24 protein-coding genes and 1 tRNA gene are annotated in these 24,881 nt (G+C 34.2%); 8 read left to right on the top strand and 17 right to left on the bottom strand.

From position 1 onward, the window contains the following. Positions 1 to 6 precede the first annotated feature (6 nt). On the bottom strand, positions 7 to 921 hold the full coding sequence (locus tag ATE49_RS04530) for a hypothetical protein (protein ID WP_065081421.1): 915 nt from the start codon (positions 919 to 921) through the stop codon (positions 7 to 9). A gap of 87 nt (positions 922 to 1,008) precedes the next feature. Then, entirely contained in the window at positions 1,009 to 1,551 is a 543-nt protein-coding gene (locus ATE49_RS04525) for a helix-turn-helix domain-containing protein (RefSeq protein ID WP_065081227.1), read from the bottom strand. A gap of 299 nt (positions 1,552 to 1,850) precedes the next feature. Here ATE49_RS04525 and ATE49_RS04520 point away from each other — a divergent pair, with 299 nt between their 5' ends. The 4 genes from ATE49_RS04520 to ATE49_RS04505 all read left to right on the top strand — a co-directional run bounded on the left by ATE49_RS04520 (position 1,851) and on the right by ATE49_RS04505 (position 6,791). Further along, positions 1,851 to 4,013, top strand: a complete 2,163-nt coding sequence (locus ATE49_RS04520; protein ID WP_065081226.1) for a TonB-dependent receptor — start codon at positions 1,851 to 1,853, stop codon at positions 4,011 to 4,013. Positions 4,014 to 4,113: 100 nt separating this feature from the next. After that, a complete protein-coding gene (locus ATE49_RS04515) occupies positions 4,114 to 4,776 on the top strand; it encodes a hypothetical protein (RefSeq protein WP_065081225.1) in 663 nt (220 codons plus the stop codon). Between the two features lie 123 nt (positions 4,777 to 4,899). Next, a complete protein-coding gene (locus tag ATE49_RS04510; protein ID WP_081278410.1) occupies positions 4,900 to 6,063 on the top strand; it encodes a sensor histidine kinase in 1,164 nt (387 codons plus the stop codon). Between the two features lie 2 nt (positions 6,064 to 6,065). Further along, positions 6,066 to 6,791 (top strand): LytR/AlgR family response regulator transcription factor, encoded by a 726-nt coding sequence (locus ATE49_RS04505; protein WP_065081224.1) that lies wholly within the window; start codon positions 6,066 to 6,068, stop codon positions 6,789 to 6,791. Positions 6,792 to 6,851: 60 nt separating this feature from the next. Here the strand turns inward: ATE49_RS04505 and ATE49_RS04500 are convergent, their stop codons facing one another. Further along, positions 6,852 to 7,631, bottom strand: a complete 780-nt coding sequence (locus tag ATE49_RS04500) for a hypothetical protein (protein WP_065081223.1) — start codon at positions 7,629 to 7,631, stop codon at positions 6,852 to 6,854. A 45-nt stretch (positions 7,632 to 7,676) separates the two neighbouring features. Then, the gene (locus tag ATE49_RS04495; protein WP_065081222.1) at positions 7,677 to 8,498 is read right to left on the bottom strand and encodes a hypothetical protein; all 822 of its coding nucleotides are present in this window, start codon (positions 8,496 to 8,498) and stop codon (positions 7,677 to 7,679) included. 280 nt (positions 8,499 to 8,778) lie between these two features. Here ATE49_RS04495 and ATE49_RS04490 point away from each other — a divergent pair, with 280 nt between their 5' ends. Further along, positions 8,779 to 10,650 (top strand): penicillin-binding transpeptidase domain-containing protein, encoded by a 1,872-nt coding sequence (locus tag ATE49_RS04490; protein ID WP_081278409.1) that lies wholly within the window; start codon positions 8,779 to 8,781, stop codon positions 10,648 to 10,650. A gap of 410 nt (positions 10,651 to 11,060) precedes the next feature. On the opposite strand, the gene ATE49_RS04485 is transcribed toward ATE49_RS04490, so the two are convergent. Beyond that, on the bottom strand, positions 11,061 to 11,882 hold the full coding sequence (locus tag ATE49_RS04485) for a hypothetical protein (RefSeq protein WP_065081221.1): 822 nt from the start codon (positions 11,880 to 11,882) through the stop codon (positions 11,061 to 11,063). Between the two features lie 356 nt (positions 11,883 to 12,238). Next, positions 12,239 to 12,309 (bottom strand) — tRNA-Gln (locus ATE49_RS04480). A gap of 190 nt (positions 12,310 to 12,499) precedes the next feature. Between ATE49_RS04480 and recA the strand changes: the two genes are divergently transcribed. Both recA and htpG read left to right on the top strand, forming a co-directional pair. Then, a complete protein-coding gene (recA, locus tag ATE49_RS04475) occupies positions 12,500 to 13,501 on the top strand; it encodes a recombinase RecA (RefSeq protein WP_059343632.1) in 1,002 nt (333 codons plus the stop codon). Positions 13,502 to 13,646: 145 nt separating this feature from the next. Further along, positions 13,647 to 15,542, top strand: coding sequence for a molecular chaperone HtpG (htpG, locus tag ATE49_RS04470; protein WP_065081220.1), 1,896 nt, complete (start codon positions 13,647 to 13,649; stop codon positions 15,540 to 15,542). 70 nt (positions 15,543 to 15,612) lie between these two features. On the opposite strand, the gene ATE49_RS04465 is transcribed toward htpG, so the two are convergent. Together ATE49_RS04465 and ATE49_RS04460 are read right to left on the bottom strand one after the other, a co-directional pair. Further along, positions 15,613 to 16,407 (bottom strand): alpha/beta hydrolase, encoded by a 795-nt coding sequence (locus ATE49_RS04465; protein WP_065081219.1) that lies wholly within the window; start codon positions 16,405 to 16,407, stop codon positions 15,613 to 15,615. 119 nt (positions 16,408 to 16,526) lie between these two features. Continuing rightward, on the bottom strand, positions 16,527 to 17,474 hold the full coding sequence (locus ATE49_RS04460) for an NADP-dependent oxidoreductase (RefSeq protein WP_065081218.1): 948 nt from the start codon (positions 17,472 to 17,474) through the stop codon (positions 16,527 to 16,529). 133 nt (positions 17,475 to 17,607) lie between these two features. On the opposite strand from ATE49_RS04460, the gene ATE49_RS04455 reads away from it, so the two are divergent. After that, positions 17,608 to 17,946: a winged helix-turn-helix transcriptional regulator gene (locus ATE49_RS04455; RefSeq protein WP_059324168.1), complete on the top strand. Its 339-nt coding sequence runs from the start codon at positions 17,608 to 17,610 to the stop codon at positions 17,944 to 17,946. Between the two features lie 270 nt (positions 17,947 to 18,216). Here ATE49_RS04455 and ATE49_RS04450 read toward each other — a convergent pair whose 3' ends face one another. The 9 genes from ATE49_RS04450 to ATE49_RS04410 form a co-directional block, all read right to left on the bottom strand. Then, positions 18,217 to 18,906, bottom strand: a complete 690-nt coding sequence (locus tag ATE49_RS04450; protein WP_065081217.1) for a type 1 glutamine amidotransferase domain-containing protein — start codon at positions 18,904 to 18,906, stop codon at positions 18,217 to 18,219. A 106-nt stretch (positions 18,907 to 19,012) separates the two neighbouring features. Next, positions 19,013 to 19,579, bottom strand: coding sequence for a Crp/Fnr family transcriptional regulator (locus ATE49_RS04445; RefSeq protein ID WP_059343625.1), 567 nt, complete (start codon positions 19,577 to 19,579; stop codon positions 19,013 to 19,015). Positions 19,580 to 19,581: 2 nt separating this feature from the next. Next, positions 19,582 to 19,890: an MGMT family protein gene (locus ATE49_RS04440; protein ID WP_059156877.1), complete on the bottom strand. Its 309-nt coding sequence runs from the start codon at positions 19,888 to 19,890 to the stop codon at positions 19,582 to 19,584. Positions 19,891 to 19,937: 47 nt separating this feature from the next. Beyond that, a complete protein-coding gene (locus ATE49_RS04435) occupies positions 19,938 to 20,636 on the bottom strand; it encodes a Dph6-related ATP pyrophosphatase (protein ID WP_065081216.1) in 699 nt (232 codons plus the stop codon). Between the two features lie 104 nt (positions 20,637 to 20,740). Then, positions 20,741 to 21,829 (bottom strand): acyltransferase family protein, encoded by a 1,089-nt coding sequence (locus ATE49_RS04430; RefSeq protein ID WP_059343623.1) that lies wholly within the window; start codon positions 21,827 to 21,829, stop codon positions 20,741 to 20,743. 61 nt (positions 21,830 to 21,890) lie between these two features. Beyond that, complete coding sequence (locus ATE49_RS04425) at positions 21,891 to 22,868, bottom strand: deoxyhypusine synthase family protein (RefSeq protein WP_034870957.1); 978 nt, start codon at positions 22,866 to 22,868, stop codon at positions 21,891 to 21,893. 77 nt (positions 22,869 to 22,945) lie between these two features. Beyond that, positions 22,946 to 23,338 carry an alternative ribosome rescue aminoacyl-tRNA hydrolase ArfB gene (gene arfB / locus ATE49_RS04420; protein ID WP_059156874.1) on the bottom strand — a complete coding sequence of 131 codons (393 nt, stop codon included), beginning with the start codon at positions 23,336 to 23,338 and terminating at the stop codon, positions 22,946 to 22,948. After that, on the bottom strand, positions 23,335 to 23,817 hold the full coding sequence (locus ATE49_RS04415) for a hypothetical protein (protein ID WP_059156873.1): 483 nt from the start codon (positions 23,815 to 23,817) through the stop codon (positions 23,335 to 23,337). Before ATE49_RS04415 ends, arfB begins: the two co-directional genes overlap by 4 nt. A 3-nt stretch (positions 23,818 to 23,820) precedes the next feature. After that, a complete protein-coding gene (locus ATE49_RS04410; protein ID WP_065081215.1) occupies positions 23,821 to 24,846 on the bottom strand; it encodes an AMP-binding protein in 1,026 nt (341 codons plus the stop codon). Positions 24,847 to 24,881: the final 35 nt, after the last annotated feature.

Here is a 24,881-nt window from a genome sequence, read left to right as displayed (position 1 = left end):
TATGCTTTATTCAATGCCTAGTTTATGATTAAAGCAGTCGATATAGAGAATATTATTCATAAATATCTGATTCCCCAGCATTCCTGTCATACCCGAAAACTTCATCATAGAATATTGTGCCTGCGAAAAACCTTCTACATAAGTAACATTGTTTAGCGGTATATTTTTGCTTCCTATTTTTATAAGGTTATCTGTCTTTGCTGTATAAGTGGTTAAAACATTCTGCCAGGAATTGGCTTTTTCTTTAATAACTTTTGAATCTTTTGACTTTAAGACTTCCCATATTTCTTTGGATGTTAGTAACTCATAAGCACTGGTTCCTGAATCGTACAGGAATTTCTCTTTATTACCTTTCAATAGTGCCGGAATAATGATATGCCTTTTTTTAAATGTGAAGTCTTCAAGATTATTTTTAAAATCGTCCGGGGTATCAGGCAAATTAAAAACAATATAATTTTCTTTGAAGCTGATAACGGTTTTTCTGTCTTCAAGAATATCTGCTCCCAGTGTACCGATAATTTTTAAGGAATCATTCTTATCAGAGCTTTCTCCATTATCTATAATTCTGAATTTATCCGAAGTCACTGTTGTATTTCCCAGATAAAATGTTGTCCTGCTTCGCTCATTTGAAGTCGCAATTCCTTTTATATTCTTTATAGCTTTGGTATAAAACAAGGTATAAGGTGATCCTGTATCAAACTGTAAATAATATACTGTGGAATCACCGGAAAAATGAATAGGTACTAACAATACATTTTTATTTTCTCCCGGCCAGGTTATGGGGATTTTTCCACTTTCTTTTTCTACAGTCAGATAGTTTTTTTCCGGGGTAAACTTTTGATCAAAATAAATATAGCCTGCTATCAAGGCTAAAACTAAAACACCTAAAAAGGCTAATACAATTTTTTTAAAGATTTTCATTTCAGATTTTTGTGCAAGATTCGGATTTAACAATCTGTTTTCCCACAAAAACAATATGACAATCTTACGTCAGTTTTATGTCAGAAATTACAAGAAGCTGGTTTTCAGCTTAATAAAAATATCGCTTTTTTTATTAAGACAGATACCATTGTGGATAACTACAAATAATTTCAGACAGATGAAGATAATAAGTGGAATAATAAAAAGCGGAAATCGGACAGATAGTGCTTTCTGAATGAAAGGACTTATAATCATAAAAACAGATACAGCGAGGGCCAAAATAATCTGAATACTTACAATGCTTTTCCCAATCGCTCTGTTTTTGACGTCCTTTGTTTTACATGTCAATATCAGCGGAAAAATAACTCCTCCATACGGAATAACAAGACCGGCTAAAGCGGAAAGATTAATTAACTTGGCTCTGTCAACATTAAGAGTTTCTTCTTTTCTATCAACCAGATCTTCAGGGGTAACTTCCAATGCTCCGGCAAGAGCTTTCAAGGTAAAGCCCTTGGGAATATTCCCGGCCTCAATCCGCTGAACAGTTCTTAATGAAACTCCGGATTTCTCTGCGAGTTCAGTCTGAGTAAGGTTTTGCTCTTCTCTCAATTTTTGAACTATTGTTTTCATTTTCTGTTAACCCGGATTTATATACTTTTTATAATTGCAACTTAGACAAAAATAGGCATTGTTTTCTATTAGAAAATAAACTGCCCAATAAAAAGCACGAAAGATATTTCCCGTCATATAAACATAGCATCCGAAAGTATCTTTCTTTATAATACAGCCGGGATTTATAAAATTGTTCACCGATAAGCTGATCATATTCGTCCACTGAAACCCTTATCTCATCGAAAAAAATTTTATCAGTTATCCTACCCTTCTACATTTGACCCATAAATTAATAAACAACAACTAAAACCAGTCAAATGTTAAATAAATTATTCTCTCTATCCGCAATACTTATTTTTTCAGTAGTCTATTCCCAAACAAGTATTACCGGTTTTATCAAAAGCACAGCCAAATCCCCAATTTCCGGAGCAAATATATATCTGGAAAATACAATTCTGGGGGATACTACAAATGAACAAGGGCAATTTAAAATCAATATAGAAAAAGACCAGGCTCCTGGAAAAATGGTATTGATTATAAGTGCTACAGGATATGAAAGTAAGTCAATCAGCCTGGATAGCAATTCACCATCAGTTTTGGATCTGGGAAATATAATAGTCGACAAAAAAGCCAAATCCATAGATGAAGTTGTTATTTCTGCCAATTCTTTTAGTTTAGGAAAAAGCAGAGGTGTAGAACAGCTGAATGCCCTGGATGTTGTAATGACCGGCAGCTCTAATGGTGATATTATGGGAGCTTTACAATCATTACCCGGAACCCAGAAAGTAGGCGAAGATGGCAAGCTTTATATTCGTGGCGGAGACAGTAATGAACTGGGAACTTATATTGATGGCATGCATGTATTTTCACCATATACTGCAAATGCACAGGATACACCATCCCGTGGTAGATTCTCCCCTTTTATTTTTAAAGGAATCAATTTATCTCTGGGCGGATACGAATTAGAATACGGGCAGGCACTGTCATCAGTATTACCGATGGAAACGAAAGATGTTTCTGGTGAGTCCAAACTGGGTATTAACTTTTCTCCTCTTAGTGTTGGAGGTGGCGGAACTTTGGGAAAAGAGCATCAGTCTGTATCTTTTAACCTCAATTATACAAATCTGGGTTTATACAACCGTATTTTTCCTGACCGCTATACCTGGAAAAAAGATTATAGCAACTTTTCCGGGGAAGGACAATTTAAAAATATATTTAAAGACAAATCACAACTAAAGGTTTACTGGGGCTACAACAGAACTGATTTCAACAGAGAGTATAATGATATAAATACTTTACAATCCAGAGATCTGGGACTGGCAGAAAATAACTATTACCTGAATACAACTTACCAAACAAAGCCTAAAAACGGATTACAATATTTTGCAGGACTGGCTTTCTCAAGAGTAGATGACAAATACAGTAATACACAAGTTAGCGGTGATGCTTATAATGAGGCACAACAGGAAATCCATGCAAAATTCAGACTTAGAAAAACATTCTCCAAGTACTATAAATTAACTGCTGGCGTTGAAAATTTTATAAGAAACTATGACAATCAATATTACCTGAATGACCAGAAATTGCAGAATCAAAAACTCAATTATTTTATATCAGCAATCTTTGCAGACAATCAACTAAGGTTACATAAGGGCTTATATACAAATATTTCAGCAAGAGCAGAATATAATGATTACAATAAATCATCTGTTTTCTATCCGAGATTATCATTAGATTATATCAATAAAAAGTTCCAGTCATCATTAATATATGGAAGATATTACCAATTACCCGGAAATGTGGTATTAGCCAAATCTAATAATCTATCCCAAGAAATTTCAGATCAATATATTGCCAGCTTTAGTTATGACAATCACGGTATCAGCCTGAAAACAGAATTTTATTACAAGAAATACTCAAACTTACATTTATGGAAGGATAATGAGTATACCTCTAACGGATTTGGAGACAGTAAGGGTTTTGATGTTTATTTTTCGGACGATAAGAGTATCAAAAATTTCAAATATTCACTTTCATACTCTTACAATGATTCTAAAAGATTGTATGAAAAGTACACTGAAACAGCAACGCCATCTTTTGCATCAAAGCATAATATCAGGTTAAATGCGCTTTATTACATATCACCTATTAAAACCTATTTCGGAATTACCCATACATTCGCCAGCGGAAGGACTTACAACAATCCGGCTTTACAAGGATTCAACCAATCGAAAACCCCGGTATACAGCAGCTTGGATGCTAATGCAAGTATTTTGCTTGGGAAAAAGGTAATTCTGTATACTTCTCTATCTAATCTATTGGGACGGGAAAATATTTTCTCTTATCGATTTGCACAGCATCCAAATAATAACGGATTTTACAACAATGAACCCATTACAGCCTCAAGAAACAGATTTTTCTATATCGGTATTTTCATATCACTTAAAAACAATTCTGCATACGATGTATCGAACTTCTAACAATAATCTATTCTGAGAATACACCTGTTACATCATATATAAATTAAATACACAATACTTAAAACAAAAAACCACCAATTTAACGCCAAAAATTAACCTTATGAAACTAAAAACATTACCTCTTGCAGCTTTTATTCTAATACAAATTCACTGTATGGCACAATCTAACGTATCTTCTGAAAAAAAAGAAGAATTTCTGGAAAGAGCTCTGGAAAAGGCAAAAGCTGTCCATACTGAAAGTGATATACAAAATTCGATCAATGAAATTAAAAGAATAGAATCTCTAGATTCCAATTACTGGCTACCGTCATACTATGTTAGTTATATGGAAACTTCTATGTCCTTCTTTACTGATCCTGATAAAAAGGAAGCAATACTAACAGATGCTAAAGAACGGATTGAAAAACTATTAGACAATCCGACTTCTGATAAATCTGAATTATATACATTATTAGGTTACTACTATTATGCTAAAATATCTCAGGATCCACAGAAAAACGGACAGATATACTACAAAGATGTTATCAGCAATTATCAAAAAGCAATTACTATAAACCCTGCTAATCCAAGACCTCAATATTTACTGAATTTATTTGAGGATAGGATGAATAGCTTCATGGGAAAAAAAGATAATGATCTTTGCAGTAAACTTCAGAAAAATAAAGAATTATTTACCAGCTTTAAGCCTGCAGGCAAAAACTATCCGACATGGGGAGAGAAGGAGCTTTTTTCTAAAATCAAAGACAGCTGTAAACAAGATTAATATGCTTGATCCAAGAGCTTACATTATTTATTTTGTAAGCTTTTCTTTTTTATTCGATAAAATTTACTTCACGGATTAATAATTATGATATTTTTGCTTCTTTCTAAATGATTAAGTAAAAATATGCACATACCTCATCAGAAAATGACTCCTTTTTTAGAAAGAATTTCTAATATAAATTTCGATAAGCATTATACGCCTCTTATAAGAGTCCTATGCCATATGAGCATGTGGATTTTAATTTCCACATTATTATTTTTATACTATATAATGGAGCTGAAACTACCACTAACAGTTAGTTTCTTAATCACCTCCAGAGCTGCTATTAATAATATTGTTGTATTTTATTTGCTTTTCTATCTGGTTATTCCTTATATCATTAAAGGCCGTTTTGGGATTTTATTTCTTATTCTGTGCTTGCCCCTTGCTGTCTATACATGGTTATTTGTTAACCATTTACAACTTGTTGTACTGAATTATTTTAATATTGATATTCACAATGGGTTCCTAAAGGATATTATAAAGAAAAATGCGGCTTTAAAGCTTTCGGAAGCCTTATCAGTAGAAACTGTATTGGGGAATACGATACAAGTTATTTATTCATTTTCACCGCTATTTTTTACAAAAATGCTTTTTGACACTACAAGGCTTTTTAGCAGAACTATATTTTTTCAAAAACAAACTTTAGATTTAGAGCTTCAAAATTTAAACATAGAAAAAGATTTTCTTAAATCTCAGCTCAATCCACATTTTTTATTTAATACCATGAACAATCTTTATGGCTTGGTTGTTAAAAATGATCCTTCTGCTCCTCAAACTATTATCAGTATTTCAAACCTTATGGCCTACTCTTTATATGAGTCGGACACCGAAAAGGTCGCTCTCGAAAAAGAATTAGATTTTATCCGCAATTATTTTTCCCTGGAGAAAATGCGACACTCCAAAAACAAAGATATTTCATTAAATATCAACACTCCCGAGGAAATACAGGGTCTACTGATTGCTCCTCTGCTGACATTTACATTCATAGAAAATGCTTTTAAATACGGACTGAAAGAACCGGAAAATAATTTTGTGAAAATAAATATAAATATTGCTGATAATATTTTTAATTTTCTCATTGAGAATAATAAAGAAAAAAAACCTTCCAAAAAGGCTGCTCTGGGAGGAATCGGAATTAAAAATATTGAGAAAAGGCTAGCTCTGATCTACCCCGACAAACATGAATTTAAAATAGAAGACAAAGAAACTTATTTTTCTGTTTCACTATCCATAAATTTAAAATAAAAATGGCTGATAAATTACGCTGTATCGTTGTTGATGATGAACCTATTGGTAAAGAACTGATTGTTGGTTTTGTACAGACCATACCTTTTCTGGAACTAAGAGCCTCCTTTGAGGATCCTATAGAAGCTTTAACCTATCTGCAGTCCAACGAAACAGATATAATCTTTAGTGATATTCAAATGCCAAAAATCAATGGTATAAACCTCATCCGTTCCCTTACCAAACCTCCATTAATAATATTTATCACTGCACATCGGGATTTTGCATTGGATGGCTTTGAAAATGGTGTTGTTGATTATCTTATAAAACCAGTCGCATACGACAGGTTCTTGAAAGCTGTAAACAGAGCAAAAGAAAGAGCTGATTCAGCAAAAATAAGTACCGTTCCCGAGTCTTTAAAACCAGAATTATCTTCTTCTGATCACATATTTGTAAAGGTAAATGGTAAACTTGTAAAGGTAACCCTGAAAGACATTCTTTACATAGAAGCTTTGGGAGATTATCTAAAAATTGTAACGTCCTCGGAGTCTCTTACAACATTAGCGACTCTAAAATCAATGGAAGACATATTGTTACCTTTAAAACACTTCAGAATACACAGGTCATTTATTGTAAAAATAAGTGCTATAAAATCTATTTCCGGAAATACTGCGGAACTAAATAATGGTAAGGTAATTCCTATAGCCCTGACCAAAAAGGAAGATCTATTTAATCTTTTGGGTATTTAGTTTTTCTGAAAACATTATGGCTCAACAGATTCAATCATATCTTATAATGTTTTGAATCTGTTATAATCTTATGTACTCATAATTATACTGTACCCAATTGTTGCCTTTCTCATCTTTTCCCAAACTTTTCACAGGCAGCCCTTCTGCATTATAATCTATGACATAGGTAATAGTCATTCGATTGCTATGAATCTTTTCAGTAAGAATATTATTGATCCCCATAAGATCCTGATAAGCAAAAACAACTCTTAGATAATTATTCATATTAACTGATGGATTGGGTTTATTATCATAGGTATAATCACTCACAAACACATATGAACTTCCTCCTCCCGAATCGGATCTTGAGTTAACATTTGCTCCGGAATAATAGAATGTCGTTTTTGACGGATTGCTACAAGGCGGTCCTTCGCATATGGATCTGGTCTTCAAATTCCCGTCACCATCATATGTATAGTCAATAATTCTGTTAAATGCTTTATTCTCATATTCTGCAATTATTTTTATCAACTGATTATTCTGATAAGTAAAATTCTCGGTATACTCAATACCCTTATTATTCTTATAGTGATTCATTTTACTGATCTTCTTATCAGCAGTATAATCAACGGCAACATAGTTACCGGAATTCCCCGATTTTATTTCTATTACATCTCCACTGGTATTATATTTAAAGGACTGAACACTCACATCCGGAGATGCCGGATTATCAAAAGAAGTAACCGTTATTTTACTAATCATCATCTTTTTTTGATCCGAAGAATCATTATTATCACGGCCATTACAAGACATAAATAATGTAAATACTAACGGTACAAATAATAGATATAGTTTATTCATCAATTTTTATTTTTGTGATAATGGGCAAAATAGTATCAGAGATTATTATTTACCGTATTCAAAAAAATCCGTTATAGTATCACCTTGTTGTTGATTATTGGTGCCGTATTGCTTAGAAATAATCTGTATAGGATAATCACTGGATGAATAACTATTACTATAGACATCTTTATATTTACTTGTTTCACCTGCAACTGTGATATTAGTCAGGCTTTTAGTTAAAAGATTATTATTGGAGCCAGATCCTACATAATCTTTTAAATCTGCAAAAAGGTATACTTTGATTTTATCAAAGCCTAAAACATTTTTATATACATTATTTTTATCATCATAAGTATAAGTGGCAGAGATATTTCCATATAGTTTATTATTATGATAATACACCATTTCTTCTGAAACAATATTTCCGTTTTTCAAGGTATAAGTTACATCCTCTTTATCTGTCATAGACTCTCCTGCAAAAGTATAATTTCTTACTTTAGTCTTAACTACTGTATTAGCATCCGGATATGAATAAACAAATGTTTTTTTATTATTTGTAGCATTATAAGATACATTTGTTAATTTACCATTGCTATATACAAAATCAACTGTTTCTATTTCTATTCCTTTTGTATTATAACTTTTTATTTTAGTAATAATATCTCCTGAATATTCAAAAACTGTTTTTGAATCCGAGCCCATCATTTCAGATAATTTATTACCGTTATATTTAATTGTTTTCACTCCCCAACTTCCAGATATTTTAGTGGGCAAAATTGGAGTCTCAACTACAGGATCTACAATGATTTCATTTGTATTATCACTACTCCTGCTACAGCTTGCGAAGATTAAAGTTAAAGAAGCTAATAAAATTATTTTTTTCATATCTGTTTTTATATTATTTGATAAAACTTGATGCTATTTAATGAAAGAAAAAATACATTTTTCACTTTTCGGGGACAAATATACTTTTTCTAAAGAAATGAATCAAATAATCGAAATAAATCTACAGAAGTTATATTATTTTGTTCGTAAACATTTAGACAAGTGATTAAATTAAACTTATAAAAACAGCTTTAGGGAAATTATTTTCATAAAGCAAGAAACTATTTTTTATATATTTGCTTTTCCCATTCCCCATTACGATATAAAACCAATAATAGACTTGAAAGCTAATTATTTAAAGATCTTTTCAGTCTTGCTGATTATCTCTGTGATATTCATTGCAAGACTTATTTATTTACAATTAGTAACAGATCGGTATGCCCTTAATGCAGCCAATACATCTATAAAAACAGAATATATTATTCCCCAAAGGGGGGTGATTTTTGACCGTAATGGAAAAATAATGGTTGGAAACCAGCCTTCATATGAAATGTCCTTTACGGAAAATCTTATGAAGCCCGATTTTGACACACTTGGCTTTTGCCATCTCCTTAAAATAAGCAAAGAGGTATTTGCAAATAAAATAAATACAATAAAAAAGGAAAAGTATTATTCTAAACTAACTCCGATGACTTTTATGAAGGACCTAAGTCGTGAAGAAATAGCAAGAATACAAGAGATTATATTTAAATATCCCGCATTTAATATTGTTTACAGACCACAACGAAAGTATGAAGTATCTACCTCAGGAAATCTTTTGGGGTATACCAATGAGGTAAATGAGAAAGAGATAAAAAAAGATTCAACCTATTATCTCCCGGGAGATTTTATCGGAAAAACCGGAATTGAAAAAGCTTATGAAAAAGATCTCAGGGGAATTAAAGGAACAAAATATATCCAGAAAGACATAAAGCTCAGGAATATTGGCTCTTACAAAAACGGAGAACAGGATAAGAATGTTGTTACAGGAAAAGACATTGCTCTTACGATAGACTACGATCTTCAAAAAATAGCAGAAGAAATGCTTATAGATAAGCACGGGGCTATTGTAGCTTTAGATCCGAGTAACGGAGAAATTTTAGTTTTAGCCACAGGACCGGATATCGATCCCAACCTTTTTACAGGTAATGAAAAATCCAAAAATCTTTATCATTTAGCAAAAGATTCTTTCGATATTCCCACGCTAGACAGATCCGTACAATCTTCTTACCCTCCGGGATCTACTTTCAAACTACTCACGGCTTTATCAGGAATGCAAATGGGAGTTATAGACGAAAATACTGTTTTTCCATGTGGAGGAGGCTTCCATTATAAAGGAGTAAGCATAAAAGGACATGGAGGTGCAGTACCACTTATTCCTTCTATTCAGGTCTCCAGTAACTGTTATTTTTCATATGCATATCAGTCTATGTTGAATAAATACCCCGGTAACCCATCAAAAGGTATAGACGAATGGTACAAAATCATGGAAAGTTTTGGGCTAAACAATTATATGGATAACGATGTGGCAGTTGGAGCAAAAGGTTTCATCCCGGACAGCAAATACTATAAAAAAAGGTATGGTAAAAACTGGAAACCTATTCAGGCTGTTTATAATGGTATGGGACAGGGAGAAATATTACTAACACCTCTCCAGATTGCCAACTTTACAGCAGCAATAGCAAATAAAGGATGGTATTACACTCCTCATATTGTAAAACTGATAGATGGTAAAAAGAATCCCGATCCACGTTTTAGGATAAAACATAAAACTCTGGTACAAAATGACAAATACTATGATTTAGTAATGCAAGGAATGGAAGCTGTAATGCTAAGAGGTACCGGGGCAGGACTAAAATCCAAAGATTTTACTCAATTGGCTAAAACCGGAACCGCACAGGTTCCTCAGGGAAAAGACAATTCAATTTTCACGCTTATAGCTCCTGCAGATAAACCTAAAATAATTGTGACTGCCGTTATGGAACATGCTGGCGGCGGAGCAGCATGGGCAGGCCCTGCATGTACAGTTATAGCAGAAAAGTATATAACAGGAACCCTAAAACGGGAGCATTTGTATAAAAAAATGACAAGCTCCAGCTTTATGCCGGAGTATAAAAGACAATGGATTGCAGATCTTAAAAGAAAGGGATTGTATAAAGATTCTGCACATTAGAAAACTGGTTTGACCGTTGTATGTTTTTTCTAAAAAAGACTAGTCTTCAAATATCATCATATCAGATTTCCGGGATAGTTAAAATAGCAATATGTCCATCTTTTATTTTCGCCGTTAAAGTGGATGCTAACCTACAATTGACAAATCTGTTTTGATTGAGTTCTTTAAACCTATATATTTTATCAAAGTTGCCTTTCAAGCAAATATAAACTGTCCGGGATGGATAGTATTGGTTAAATGATAAAGCTTTGTATAATTCAATATAATGTTTTCTATATCAAATTATAGTAAAACCCTTTATTCACAGATTCCGGGATAAAAGATACTTCACAACTCTGATTATCTTATTCAGACAGTTGCTCATCTATCATAATATAAAAAATAATGGGTCGATGTGATACCTGAAATTATTATTTATTGTATTCAAAAAAATCCGTTATAGTATTGCCCTGTTGTTGATTATTAGCATCATATTGCTTAGAAATAATCTGTATAGGATAATTGTTGGCGGAATAGGAAATATTATTAATGAACTTATATTTAGTAAGCACACCAGCAAGCGAGATATTGGTTATATCCATTGTCAATATATTATTACTGTTGCCAGTTATACTCTCCACCAGTTCTTCTGAAGAAAGAAAAGCCTTAATTTTATCAACTCCTAAAATATTTTTAAACGTGTTATTTTTATCATCATAAGTATAGACTATAGAAGCTTTTCCATCTGGCTTATCATTAGAATAAAAAACTACTCCTTCAGAAACAATATTACCATTATTCAGTGTATAAGTTATTTCTCTTTTACTGTAACTAATCAATCCCGAAAATGTAAATTTCTTTATCTCTGTACAATTAATCACATTAGCACTTGGGTAAGAATAACTGAAGGTCCCACTATAATCTCTCCCGTTAGAAGACACATTTGTTAAATTTCCGTTACTATATGTAAGTTCAACTGTTCTTTCCTTTTCTCCACTTGCTTTATAATTAGTCACTCTAGTAATAAGTCCGCCTGTATATTCAAGTACCATTTTTGATGTTAATGAACTTATTTCAAGTAATTTATTCCCATCATATTTGACTGTTCTCACGCCATAACTTCCTGAAACCTTAGTGGGCAAAGCCGGAACTTCTGCTACAGGATCGACAATGATTTCGTTTGTATTATCGTTGCTTCGGCCACAGTTCGTGAAGATTAGAGTTAAAGAAGCTAATAAAACTATTTTTTTCATATCTATTTTTATATTTTAGTCAAAGGAAGAATTTTTCACTCAATGGAGACAAATATACTTTTTCTAAAGAAATGAATCAAATAATCGAAATAAATCTATGTGGATGTTGATTGGTAAAATTGTCAGACAGATTGAACTTATTTAACGAAAAAGCCCACTTTGAAAGTGGGCACATAATTTTATTGATCTAGTCTTGTAACTTTTAATTTAAGATTTTTATTAGATCAACAAGTTCAAAATTCTTGTCATTCTCAAAAAAATGTTTGAATACAGCTTCATATCCTGTTCCAAAAAGAATAAAAATACCACAAATAAAAAAGCAACCAATTATAAAATTGATTGCTTGTCTTAAACTGTAGACCCACAGGGATTCGAACCCCAGATGACTGAACCAAAATCAGTAGTGTTACCGCTACACCATGGGTCTCTGTTTTATTGTGGTGCAAATTTACAACAAATTTTCTACTTTGCAAGTATTTCCTGAAAAAAATACGCACTTTCTTCTCTGAAAACCGCTATCCGGCTGAATTTCAATATTAAAAAATACATCGTAATTTTTATCCACAGAGTGGTTTTAGTATATTTATTTCCGTAATTTTGAAAAAATTAAATTTTAGATGAGCAATACAGACGATAAGAAAAAAGCGCTGGCCCTTGTGCTGGAAAAGCTTGATAAAACCTACGGAAAAGGAACGGTAATGACTTTAGGAGAGGATTCTGTAGACCACTCTATCGAAGTTATTCCTTCAGGTTCTTTAGGACTTGACCTTGCATTAGGTGTTGGTGGTTATCCAAAAGGAAGAATTATCGAAATCTATGGACCTGAATCTTCAGGTAAAACAACTTTAACGCTTCACGCAATTGCTGAAGCTCAAAAACAAGGCGGAATTGCAGCATTTATTGATGCTGAGCACGCTTTCGACAGAAATTATGCAGCTAAATTAGGAATCAACTTAGAAGATCTTATTATTTCTCAACCGGACAATGGTGAGCAGGCATTGGAAATTGCAGATAACCTTATCCGTTCAGGAGCAATTGATATTGTAGTAATAGACTCTGTAGCAGCGCTAACGCCAAAAGCAGAAATTGAAGGGGAAATGGGAGATTCTAAAATGGGTCTTCACGCCAGATTGATGTCTCAGGCATTAAGAAAGCTGACAGCTACTATTGCCAAAACAAAATGTACCGTAATCTTCATTAACCAGTTAAGAGAAAAAATCGGTGTAATGTTCGGTAACCCAGAAACTACAACTGGTGGTAATGCTCTTAAATTCTATGCATCTGTAAGAATCGATATCCGTAAGGCAAGCGCACCAATCAAACAAGGTGACGAAGCTGTAGGTAGCCGTGTGAAAGTAAAAATTGTAAAAAATAAAGTAGCACCTCCTTTCAAACAAGCAGAATTCGACATTATGTACGGTGAGGGAGTTTCCAAAGTAGGAGAAATTCTGGATCAGGGTGTTGAATTAGGAGTTATTCAGAAAAGCGGTTCATGGTTCAGCTATAATGACACTAAATTAGGTCAGGGGCGTGATGCGGTGAAAGACGTTATCAAAGATAATCCGGAACTTCAGGAAGAATTAGAAGAAAAAATCAAGGAAAAGATCAACGCAAACTAGTATGATCTGAAAACAGAGGTTTAGAAATACAATCTCTCATTTTTCTTTACAAAACATAAGAATGCCATTCTGTCACTTTTTGCAGGATGGTATTTTTTTTGAAAAAATTCCTCTGTAAATCATAAATAAAAAAATCTAAATAATTATGGCAAAAGGAAATATCAATGTATCGGTGGAAAACATTTTCCCGCTTATCAAAAAATTTCTTTACAGTGATCACGAAATCTTCTTAAGAGAACTTATTTCTAATGCAACAGATGCTACACTAAAACTAAAGCATCTTACTTCTATTGGTGAAGCCAAAGTAGAATATGGCAATCCAAAAATTGAAGTTAAAATAGACAAAGACAACAAAACACTTCATATTATAGATCAGGGACTTGGTATGACTACTGAAGAGGTAGAAAAATACATCAACCAGGTTGCTTTCTCCGGAGCAGAAGAGTTTTTGGAAAAATATAAAGATTCCGCTAAAGATTCCGGAATTATCGGACACTTTGGTTTAGGCTTCTACTCTGCATTTATGGTTGCAGACAAGGTGGAAATTATTTCTAAATCGTACAAAGAAGGAGAATCTGCTGTACACTGGACTTGCGACGGAAGCCCGGAATTTACACTGGAGGAAACGACTGCAAAAACAGACCGCGGAACTGAGATTATTCTTCATATCGCTGAGGACTCTACTGAGTTCTTAGAAGAATCCCGTATTCGCGAGTTGCTTCTAAAATACAATAAGTTTATGCCGGTTCCGATTAAATTCGGAATGAAGACAGAAACGCTTCCTCTTCCTGAAGATGCAGCAGAAGATGCTAAAGCTGAAACTATAGAGATAGACAATATCATCAACAATCCTAATCCGGCATGGACAAAATCACCAAGTGAACTAACAAATGAGGATTACCAAAAGTTCTATCACGAGTTGTACCCAATGCAGTTCGAAGAGCCTTTATTTAATATTCACCTGAATGTCGATTATCCATTCAATCTGACAGGAGTTTTATTCTTCCCTAAACTGGGTAACAATCTTAATATTGAAAAAGATAAAATCCAGTTATACCAAAATCAGGTTTTTGTAACAGATGAAGTAAAAGGTATTGTTCCGGACTTCCTGATGTTGCTTCGTGGAGTGATTGATTCTCCGGATATTCCGTTGAATGTTTCCCGTTCTTATCTTCAGGCCGATGGTGCTGTAAAGAAAATCTCTTCTTACATCACGAAGAAAGTGGCAGACAAAATGGTTTCATTAATTAATGAAAACCGTGAAGATTACGAGAAGAAGTGGAATGACATAAAAGTAGTTATCGAATACGGAATGATTTCTGAAGATAAATTCTATGAGAAATCTGACAAGTTTGCCTTGTATCCGACAACTGATGGCAAACATTATCTATGGGAAGAGTTAACCGAAAAGATAAAACCATTACAAACCGATAAAGACGGAAAACTGGTTATTCTTTATGCTTCTAATACCAACGAGCAGGATAGTTATATCCAAAATGCCAAAACTAAAGGATACGAGGTTCTTTTATTAGACTCTCCTATTATTCCGCATTTGATACAGAAACTCGAATCTTCAAAGGAAAATATCTCTTTTGCGAGAGTAGATGCAGACCATATCAACAATTTGATTAAAAAAGATGAGCCTGTAATCGCTAAGTTGAACGATACAGAAAAGGAAACTTTGAAAAAATCTGTTGAAGAAGCGGTAAACGATCAGGCATACACTGTACAATTAGAAGATCTGGACAGTGATGATGTTCCATTCATTATAACCCAGCCGGAATTTATGCGTCGTATGAAAGACATGCAGATGACCGGTGGCGGTGGAATGTTTGCAATGGGAGGATTCCCGGATATGTACAATCTTGTTGTAAATGCAAACAGCGATTTAGCGACAGGAATACTGAAAACCGAGAATACTGAAGATAAAAATGCTTTGGTAAAACAGGCTTTAGATTTGGCTAAGCTTTCCCAAAACTTACTGAAAGGTAAAGACCTTACCGACTTTATCCAGAGAAGTTTTGCACAACTGAAAAAGTAATCTTTTTTTCATATATATTCAATGAGAAACCTCATAGGGCATTTCAGATTCTATGAGGTTTTTATTTTAATTAAAGGCTCAGGATTGCTTTCAGGATTTCAGCAGAATTATTTTGCATACCGCCTAAATGCGCTCCCGTAGATTCAATAAATTGTTTTGGCTCCGGAGCATTGTCGAAAACTAATTTGCCCTGCTCATAAGGAACTTCTTTATCCTCTTTACTGTGGATAACTATTTTAGGAAGCTTCCCAAGTCCTTTTATATCTTCCTTTGCTGAATAAGGAGAAACCATACCTTTCAGGATCATTTCTTTATACTGAGGCGCATAGAACGCTGCTATATCAGTAAACGAAGCCATGGGACAGTCCAAAATTAAACCTGAAATTTTATCCACATTATCTTTTGCCAGATGCGTTGCAATCTGTGATCCTAAAGAAGCGCCATAGATATAAACTTTAGTGTTTTTGATATCTGGTCTGTTGATAAACTTATCGAATAACATCTGGCCATCCGCAGCTACATTCAGGTGTGTAGGTTTTCCAGTTGACTTTCCATAACCGCGAAAATCTATCATCACCACCTGAAATCCTGCATCTACTAAAGGTTTTGTAATATATTGGTAAGTAGTTACATTCCCCCCTGCACCATGAAAAAAGAAAATAGTTTTCTTAATCTTTTTAGTCTCAGGTTTCACAATATAAGCAGTAACAGTATCTTTTTCAACCGGAACAGCAATATATTCAACTTTTGAAAATTCAAGTGGTTTAAGTTTTTTCCCTGGCTGATAAAACTTATCGTCCATTTGTGCATGAGCAAAACTTAGTAAGAATAAAAAAAGAGCGGATAAAATGTTGATAGCTTTCATAGTATTTGATTTTTAAATTATGGTTCAAAGCTACCCTACCGTCCCCAGAAATGAAAAATAATATCGCTGAGCTGTTATTTTAAAATACCGAATGGTGAAAATCCTGAACTCAAACTTTTTTAAACATTCACAATTACCTTACCTACTACCCTTCCGGTTTCTACTTCTGTATGAGCTTTCCCCATTTCTGAAAAGCTAAATTCCTGATGAATATGAGGCTTTAATGCTTTAGTTTCTAGTAAATGAGCTATAGTTTGTATGGTTTCTTTTTTTGAAGACACTAAATAGAACTGTAAATCGACATTTTTTTGTGCAGCTTTTTCCAATGCTTCATCCTGAATATCTCCGGAAGGTAATGTTATCACAATTCCGTTATCTTTCACTACATCCAATGATTTTAATAAAGTTTCACCAGCAATACCATCCAATACAACATCAATATCTTTAACTAAATCTTCGATATCCCCTTTTGTATAGTCAATATGTTCATCTACTCCCAAAGACAATACAAAATCTCTGTTTTTAGCAGAAGAAGTCCCGATAGCATAAGCACCTAAGTATTTTGCTATTTGTACTGCATAATGGCCAACACCTCCTGAGGCCGCATGGATTAATACACGATCGCCCTTTTTGACTTTACCGATTTCTGTTAGAGCCTGATAAGCAGTAGAAGCTGCCAGAGTTGTTGCAGCGGCTTCCTGAAAAGATACGCCTGCTGGAATAAGTGCCAAATGATTCGCCGGAGATGCCACATATTCAGCATAAGCTTTTCCGTTTCCAAAGAAGTTAACCATTCCGAATACCTTATCTCCGGATTTAAAATCTTTTACATTTTTGCCAACTTCCGTTACTTCACCGGAAATATCCCAACCCAAAATAACAGGTCGCTCTTCTGCAAATAGCCAACTTAGGACACCATCGTTGCGTCTTGCCTTTACATCAACAGGGTTTATACTAATAGATGCCACTTTTACCAGCACCTCATCGTTTTTAATAGCAGGAATTTCTATTTCAGTTAATTGCAGGTTTTCCACTCCGCCTGCTTCATTTAAAAAAATTGCTTTCATCTGAGTTTTATTTTAAATATTATGAAGCAAATGTAGAATATTTAGTACCTTTATGTCAAGTATGCACTTTTTAGTACTCTACATACCAAAAATATACTAATACTGATTATCAGTAAATTAAATTTTAATAAAAATGAAAAACAACAAATATATCAATGAAGTATCCTGTCCGGTGGACTATGCTTTTAAGCGAATAGGCGGAAAATATAAGGGCAGAATATTATGGCATTTACACCTAGAGAACATTATGCGCTATGGAGAATTACGGAAGACATTAAGCGATATTACCCCAAAAATGCTTACTCAAACGCTGCGTGAATTGGAAGATGATAATTTGCTACATAGAAAGGTTTATCAGGAAGTACCTCCAAAAGTTGAATATTACCTGACCGAAACGGGTGCTGAGCTTATTCCTTTTATTACTTACTTAAAGAAATGGGGTAAAAAAGAAATGGAGAAAGCCCGGAGTTAGATTTTTAGTTATACACTATAAAAAAGCCTTGCCAGGGTTTAGAATTCTGGCAAGGCTTTTAGAACTTGTTTAAATTTTATTACTAATACTCTTCGACAGACTCAGAGTGACATTGCTCGTTCAAAATATCTTCCTTTTAGGAGTGTCAAACTGAGTTAAGTCTATAGTGAGTCAGTTTATAGAGAGCTTGACGAACTAAACTATCAAAGTCTAATATTATTTTGAATCAAAATTTAAACAGACTTTTAAATTCTTCTATATTAAGTATTCTTATTGATTTAGAATTTCTAATACCTGATCTCCTACAGCTCCCCCAGATTGTGGATTCTGACCAGTTACCAATCTGCCATCTGTCACAGCAAACGGTGTAAAATCCTGCTCAGCTTTTACATAATTTGCACCTTTGCTTTTCAGCACATCTTCTGTAAGATATGGCATATGATCTGCCAACTCAGCCGCTATCTCCTCGGAATTACTGAATCCTGTAACGGTTTTATCTTTAATTAATAAAGAGCCGTCGGAAAGTGTAATATTAAACAACCCTACTGCCCCGTGACATACAGAGGATATAATTCCCTGATTTTCATAAATTTTTCTTGCAATATTTTGCAATCTTTTATCTTCAGGAAAGTCCCATACAACTCCATGTCCACCGGCATAATAAATAACGTCATAATCAGAAGCATTTACTTCTTCAGGTTTCAAAGTATCTGCCAGTCTATTTCTAAAAGTTTCATCAGCGTAATATTTCCAGTCCACAGGCTGTACAAACTGCTGAATACTTACAGGATCCAAAGGCGTATAACCTCCTCTGGGACTTACAAAATCAACATCCTTTCCGGCGTTTACCATTTTATCATAAAAATGTACAGCTTCTCCCAGCCACAGACCTGTAGCTCTTTCCATATTAGGATATTTCTCTACACTTGTCACAACGATTAATGCTTTTTTCTGTTCCATAATATTTTGCTTTTGTATTATTAATATTTACTGACACAAAGTTCGGTTAGCGCTAAAAATTATCACAGGACATACCTCAAAAAAAAGTTGTGATCTAAGTCACATTTCAGGAACTATAAAGCCGGCTTAGAGTCTCCCTGGACACACCGAGATAGCTGGCAATAAGCTGCTTGGGTATTCTGTTTCCCCATTCTGAATACTGATGAATAAAATCCTCATATCGTTCTTTTGCTGTTTTAGTCATAAGAGCCAAAACCCTGTCCTGCAATGCACAATAACCCAAATTACTTTTCACACGGAAAAAATGTTCTGCTTTAGGTATCTTTCTGCACACCTCATTCATACGCTCAAAGGTAATAGAGTAAACCTCGCTGTCTTCTATACAATCTACAGCCAGGCGTGCAGGTTGGTGTTTATAAAAAGCGGTGTAGTCCGAAATCCACCAGTCTTCTGTAGCAAATTGCAATATCTGTTCTTTACCGGAATCGTCAATCATACCACATTTTAACAATCCTGATTTCACAATAAACAATTCGTTTACCATTTGGTTTTCCTGAATCAGAAATTGTCTTTTTCTGTATTTCCTGAGCTCAAAGAACCCCAGAATTTCTTCATATTCCTCATCGGATAGGCGGATAATATTTTCTATATGCTTTCTGAGAAAATCTGACATTATTAAATTTCGTTTAACGGATCCCAAAAGATTTTTCTGAAGTTCTGAATTTTATTTCCCTTTACATCTACCCCCTCTTTGGCAAGCTTTTTAGTAAAATCCGGAATACAGGATTCAGCTGTAATAACACCCGACGAATTACAAACTCTGTGTGCCGGAAAATCTGCATCATAATGCCGCAATGCATTTCCTACGTGCCGGGAATGATTTGGGTAACCTACAGCTTTTGCAATAGCACCATAAGATGTTACCCTGCCTTTTGGTATCATCCTGATAATTTCAAAAACCTGATCTTTAAACTGCTGATCCATGAAGAATATGTTTATCTAAAGTTAAAAAATATTTACTAACAATACACCTACTGATGATCCTCTAATAGGATATCGCAAAACTCGTATCCATAAGACTTTCCATCGTGATTATAAGATTTCTCTACCCGCTCCCCATTTCTAATATTCAGGTTATGCTGAAATACAGGTCCGGCATATACAAACGTATGAAACTCGCCGTTTTCTCCACAAGGATCTACATTTTCAGGAAGCTTATCAATAAGATATTCATCCAGATCACATCCTAAAAAGTCGGAATCCAGATATTGTTTATTGATGCAACAGATTCTGGTACGAAAGCCCAGTTCTAAGAATTCATATACCAGATTTCGGGTATCTTTTTTCCAAAGCGGAAAAATAGCTTTCCACCCAATTTTTTCTAATTGTTTCTCCCTGTATTTCCTCAAATCTTCCAGAAAAATATCACCAAATACAGATGTTCTTATTCCTTGCTCTGTAAATGTGGATAAAGTCTGCTCCATTATATTTTCATAGGCAGTCATATCGGAGGATTCGGGTAAATTAATTTTAGTGAGTGGCAAGCCTATACTTTCAGCTTGTTTTACTAACAAACTTCCGCTTACACCATGCATAGAGATTCTCTGATTAGAAGCATTAACAGAGGTAAGTAAGCCCTCAACCCGATAGTCTTTGTTGCAGAGTATATTATAAAGTGCCATTGCAGAGTCTTTTCCTCCGCTCCAGTTCATTAATACTTTTTCCTTCATACAGAAGTTAAAGTTACTGGTTATTGATGAACAGTCAATAGTATATTTCTTTATCCTGAAAAAAAGATAAAATTAAACGGAGATATAAGTTACAATGTGGAAAACTAAATTTTAGCAATAAGATTTCTGCACAGTTTGTAGAGAGGTTTTTCTATCCACAGATAAATTATGATGGAACAAATCCATAGCAATATAAAATTGCGATCTGGCAAATAAAGTAGGGATTTAAGTTTCAGATTAAAGTAACTGATGTGGATAAGATAAAAAACAAAAGAGGCATTTCCCAGGAGTACCAGAAACTTTGTGGATAAAAATCGGGAGACCCATGTTTTTTCAGACATTAATCCCCAAAAGAATAATGCTATAGCAACAGGAAGAAACAGCTCATGAATTAATCTGCCTTCCCAACGTTCCACTCCATGCACAAAATTATTTCTGGCAAAAAAAGCAATAGCAATTGTAAACAGCATTATCAAAAGACCTCCGTACAATGTAGGATTTTTTAGTTTCAACAATGTATTTACTTTGCTTTCCTGCTTCATCATATAAGCCAGTAACATCCCGAAAAAGAATTCTGTACTTCTTCCGAAAAAAGTGTTGCTCATAATAAAGTTCAGCGGGTACAAGAAACCTTTGGGATTCGCATTGTACCAATCTAAGCCATAGCCTATAGCGCAACTGAGAAGGAATAATCCCAACATTAGTGAGACACAATACTTCCAGCTTTTCTTCAGTAAAAGAAATAACACAGGTGAGAGCAGATAGAAAAAGAATTCCACATTGAGTGACCAGGCCTGTACAATTCCGGTAAGAACATATTTATCAAACAATGAATACAGTAGTGAGTATTGCAGAAAATAGGTATCTACATTCTTAGAATATTCCGTGTCCAGAAAATAGAAGCTAAGCAAAATCCAGTATAATGGAAAGATTCGGGCTATTCTTAGCAGAATGTATTTTAGGTAGTCCTTTTTACTTTCCAAGGGTTTGTCCTGATAACGATAAGCCAACAGAAAACCACTCAGAACAAAAAATACAGTTACTCCAATGTGCCATTCACTGATGAATCGCATTACTGCCCATGGCAGATCATTGCGCCAGTATTTTCGGTTATGATAAACAAATACCATAATCGCGGCAATAGCACGCATTCCGGTAAGGGCATCGTATTTAACGGTGTTTGGAGACTGCATTGTAAAAAATAAAAGGCTTATTGGATAAGCCTTTTATTAAGAAATTTATATTCTGTTTCTATTAAGAATTCTCAAGAATGTAAGTAAACATTAGTGGAGCACAGATTGTAGCATCACTTTCCACAATAAATTTAGGAGTGTGGATATCTAATTTACCCCATGTAATTTTCTCATTCGGAACAGCTCCGGAATAAGAACCATAAGATGTTGTTGAATCAGAAATCTGGCAGAAATAAGACCAGAAAGGTACATCGTGCATTTCAAGATCCTGGTACATCATCGGAACTACACAAATAGGGAAATCTCCTGCGATACCTCCACCAATCTGGAAGAAACCAACACCTTTCCCACTGCTGTTACCTTTGTACCAGTCTGCTAAGTAAGTCATATATTCGATACCAGACTTCATTGTAGAAGCTTTTAATTCTCCTTTAATGCAGTAAGATGCAAAGATGTTACCCATTGTAGAATCTTCCCATCCTGGTACTACGATCGGTAAGTTTTTCTCAGCTGCAGCAAGCATCCATGAATTTTCTTTAGGAATTTCATAGTATTGCTCTAATACACCTGAAAGAAGCATTTTGTACATATATTCATGCGGGAAATATCTCTCTCCTTTATCTTCTGCATCTTTCCAAATCTCGTGAATATGTTTTTGTAATCTTCTGAAAGCTTCTTCTTCAGGAATACAAGTATCTGTTACACGGTTAAGGCCTCTTTCTAAAAGATCCCATTCTTCCTGTGGAGTAAGATCACGGTAGTGAGGAACTCTTTCGTAGTGAGAGTGTGCTACCAGATTCATTAAGTCTTCTTCAAGGTTAGCCCCTGTACAAGAAATAATAGCTACTTTATCCTGACGGATCATTTCTGCTAAAATTTTACCTAACTCAGCAGTAGACATTGCACCTGCTAAAGTAATCATCATTTTCCCGCCATCTTTAAGGTGGGCAACATAACCTTTAGAAGCATCTACTAAAGCTGCTGCATTAAAGTGTAAATAATATTTTTCTATAAAATCAGAAATGGGTCTATTGCTCATTTTTATTATTATTTAATTTCTGCAAAGATAGGGATTCGTAATTAGAAATATAGCTTCATCCAACCACCCTATTTAATTTACATTCTAAATTTTCGGTTTTCTTTTTTTTCGGAATGTTGCTTTTTCTGATTCAACCTTTTTTCCTTGGATGACTTTGTAGGCTTGGTCTTAAATCTTTTCTTCGGTACAAAGAGTGCTTTGTCTACCAACTCCAGTAACTTTTGGATTACTTTTTCTTTATTATCAAGCTGAGAGCGGGACTCCTGAGCGCTTAACTGTAAATAACCTTCTGCACTGATCTTATTTTTCAGTTTTTCGAAAATCAGTTTTTTCTCTTCATCCGAAAAGAATTTAGAATCCCATACCGCCCAACGGGCAGTGACCATGGTTTCTACTTTATTCACATTCTGCCCTCCCGCACCACTACTCCGTGCAGTTTTAAAGCTTAATTCTGAAGAGAAATCTTTCATGGCATATTTCTGTTAAAATTATCTTTAAACAATAATTTAGTTTTTCTTTTTACCTCAAAAACTTTACCACCAATAAATCTCAGATCCCCCTCGGCATTATATGTTGTATTTCTTGATATAATTTTCACATATCTTTTATCTGAATCTAAAATAACAGAATCTCCTTTTTTAATATCATGCAGGCATGCCCACGAATAAATCTCACATTCATTTCTTTGAATTGCATAAGGAAAAACATCTTTTTGAAAAGGATTAAATTCTTCCACATTACTTTTAAAATGTTTTAAATAAACAATTCCAAAACAATGATCACCCGAATCATATAGACTATCAACAACTCCTTTTATAATAATATGATTCTGAAAAAAAGGAGCTTCGTATCTTTCCTGTTCTTCAGCCGCTTCACTTGAACACTTTACAAAAAAAGGAAACCCAATAATAGCTATAAGAAAAAATACTAAAATATACCTTATTCTCATATCTTAAATATATTCAAGTAAACCATTCCTATCTACTTTACCATTAGGTGTCCTTGGAATTTTAGATACAAATACTATTTCTTTGGGTTTATGAAAAGGCTTTTCATATTTAACATCCAAGACCTGGGATCTCAGTATTTCGTTTTCATCTGACTCAATAACCAAGATTAATTTCTGTCCTAGTACCTCATCCGGAATTCCCATAAAAACTGCTTCATTAGAAATATGCTTTTTTACCAGAGCTTCTAATTGCTCAGGAAATATTTTGGCTCCACCGGAGTTAATTACATTATCCGCTCTTCCTAAAAACCTGAACTGTTTAGGATTCAATACATCAACGATATCATTAGTCTGAAGCAATTCAGCATTAATTTTAGGTGCTGAGATCCGAAGGCAGTCACGGTCATCCAAGGAGATTGTCACTCCATCGAAAAGCGTAAAATAATCTTCACCTTCAGGATAGATTCGCTTTAGTCCGATATGAGAAAGAGTTTCAGACATTCCGTATGTTTCATAAACTTTGGATGCCGTTTGTTTTCTTTCTAAAATATCACTCAGCTTTTTCTTCAGACTTTCAGATACAGCTGCTCCACCAATGATTAAATTTTCTATCAAATGTATTTTGTCCAGAGAATTTTCAACTTGCAATGGTGTCATCGCACAGAAGGCAAAACTTTCATCTGTATTTTTAAGCGGATCCAATTTAGGCTCAACAGCTGTAAGTTTTAGTTTTCTGAACAGAGACCGAACAACCATCATTTTGCCGGAGATATATTCTACTGGAAGGCAAAGTAAGGCAGTATCTCCTTCTTTAAGATTTAAAAAATTACAGGTCATTTCTGCAGAATTCAACATTCGGGATTTTTCAATCGGGAATTTTTTAGGAATCCCTGTTGAACCGGAAGTCTGCACCTCAACAGTTTCAGAGTCTGAATACCACTCAGCTAAAAAGTTTTCAACTTTTTCTTCAAAGTCGTTTTGAGGTTTTAGGTTCCCTGCACTAATATTTTTTGAAAAATCAATCTTCATAATCCAAATTTACAGCAATCTGTTTCAAAGGGCAA

Origin of the sequence: Elizabethkingia miricola (genome assembly GCF_001675285.1) — a bacterium.
Lineage (GTDB): Bacteria > Bacteroidota > Bacteroidia > Flavobacteriales > Weeksellaceae > Elizabethkingia > Elizabethkingia miricola.
Note: the sequence above shows the minus strand (reverse complement) of the source record. Positions and strands in the feature narration are given on the sequence as shown.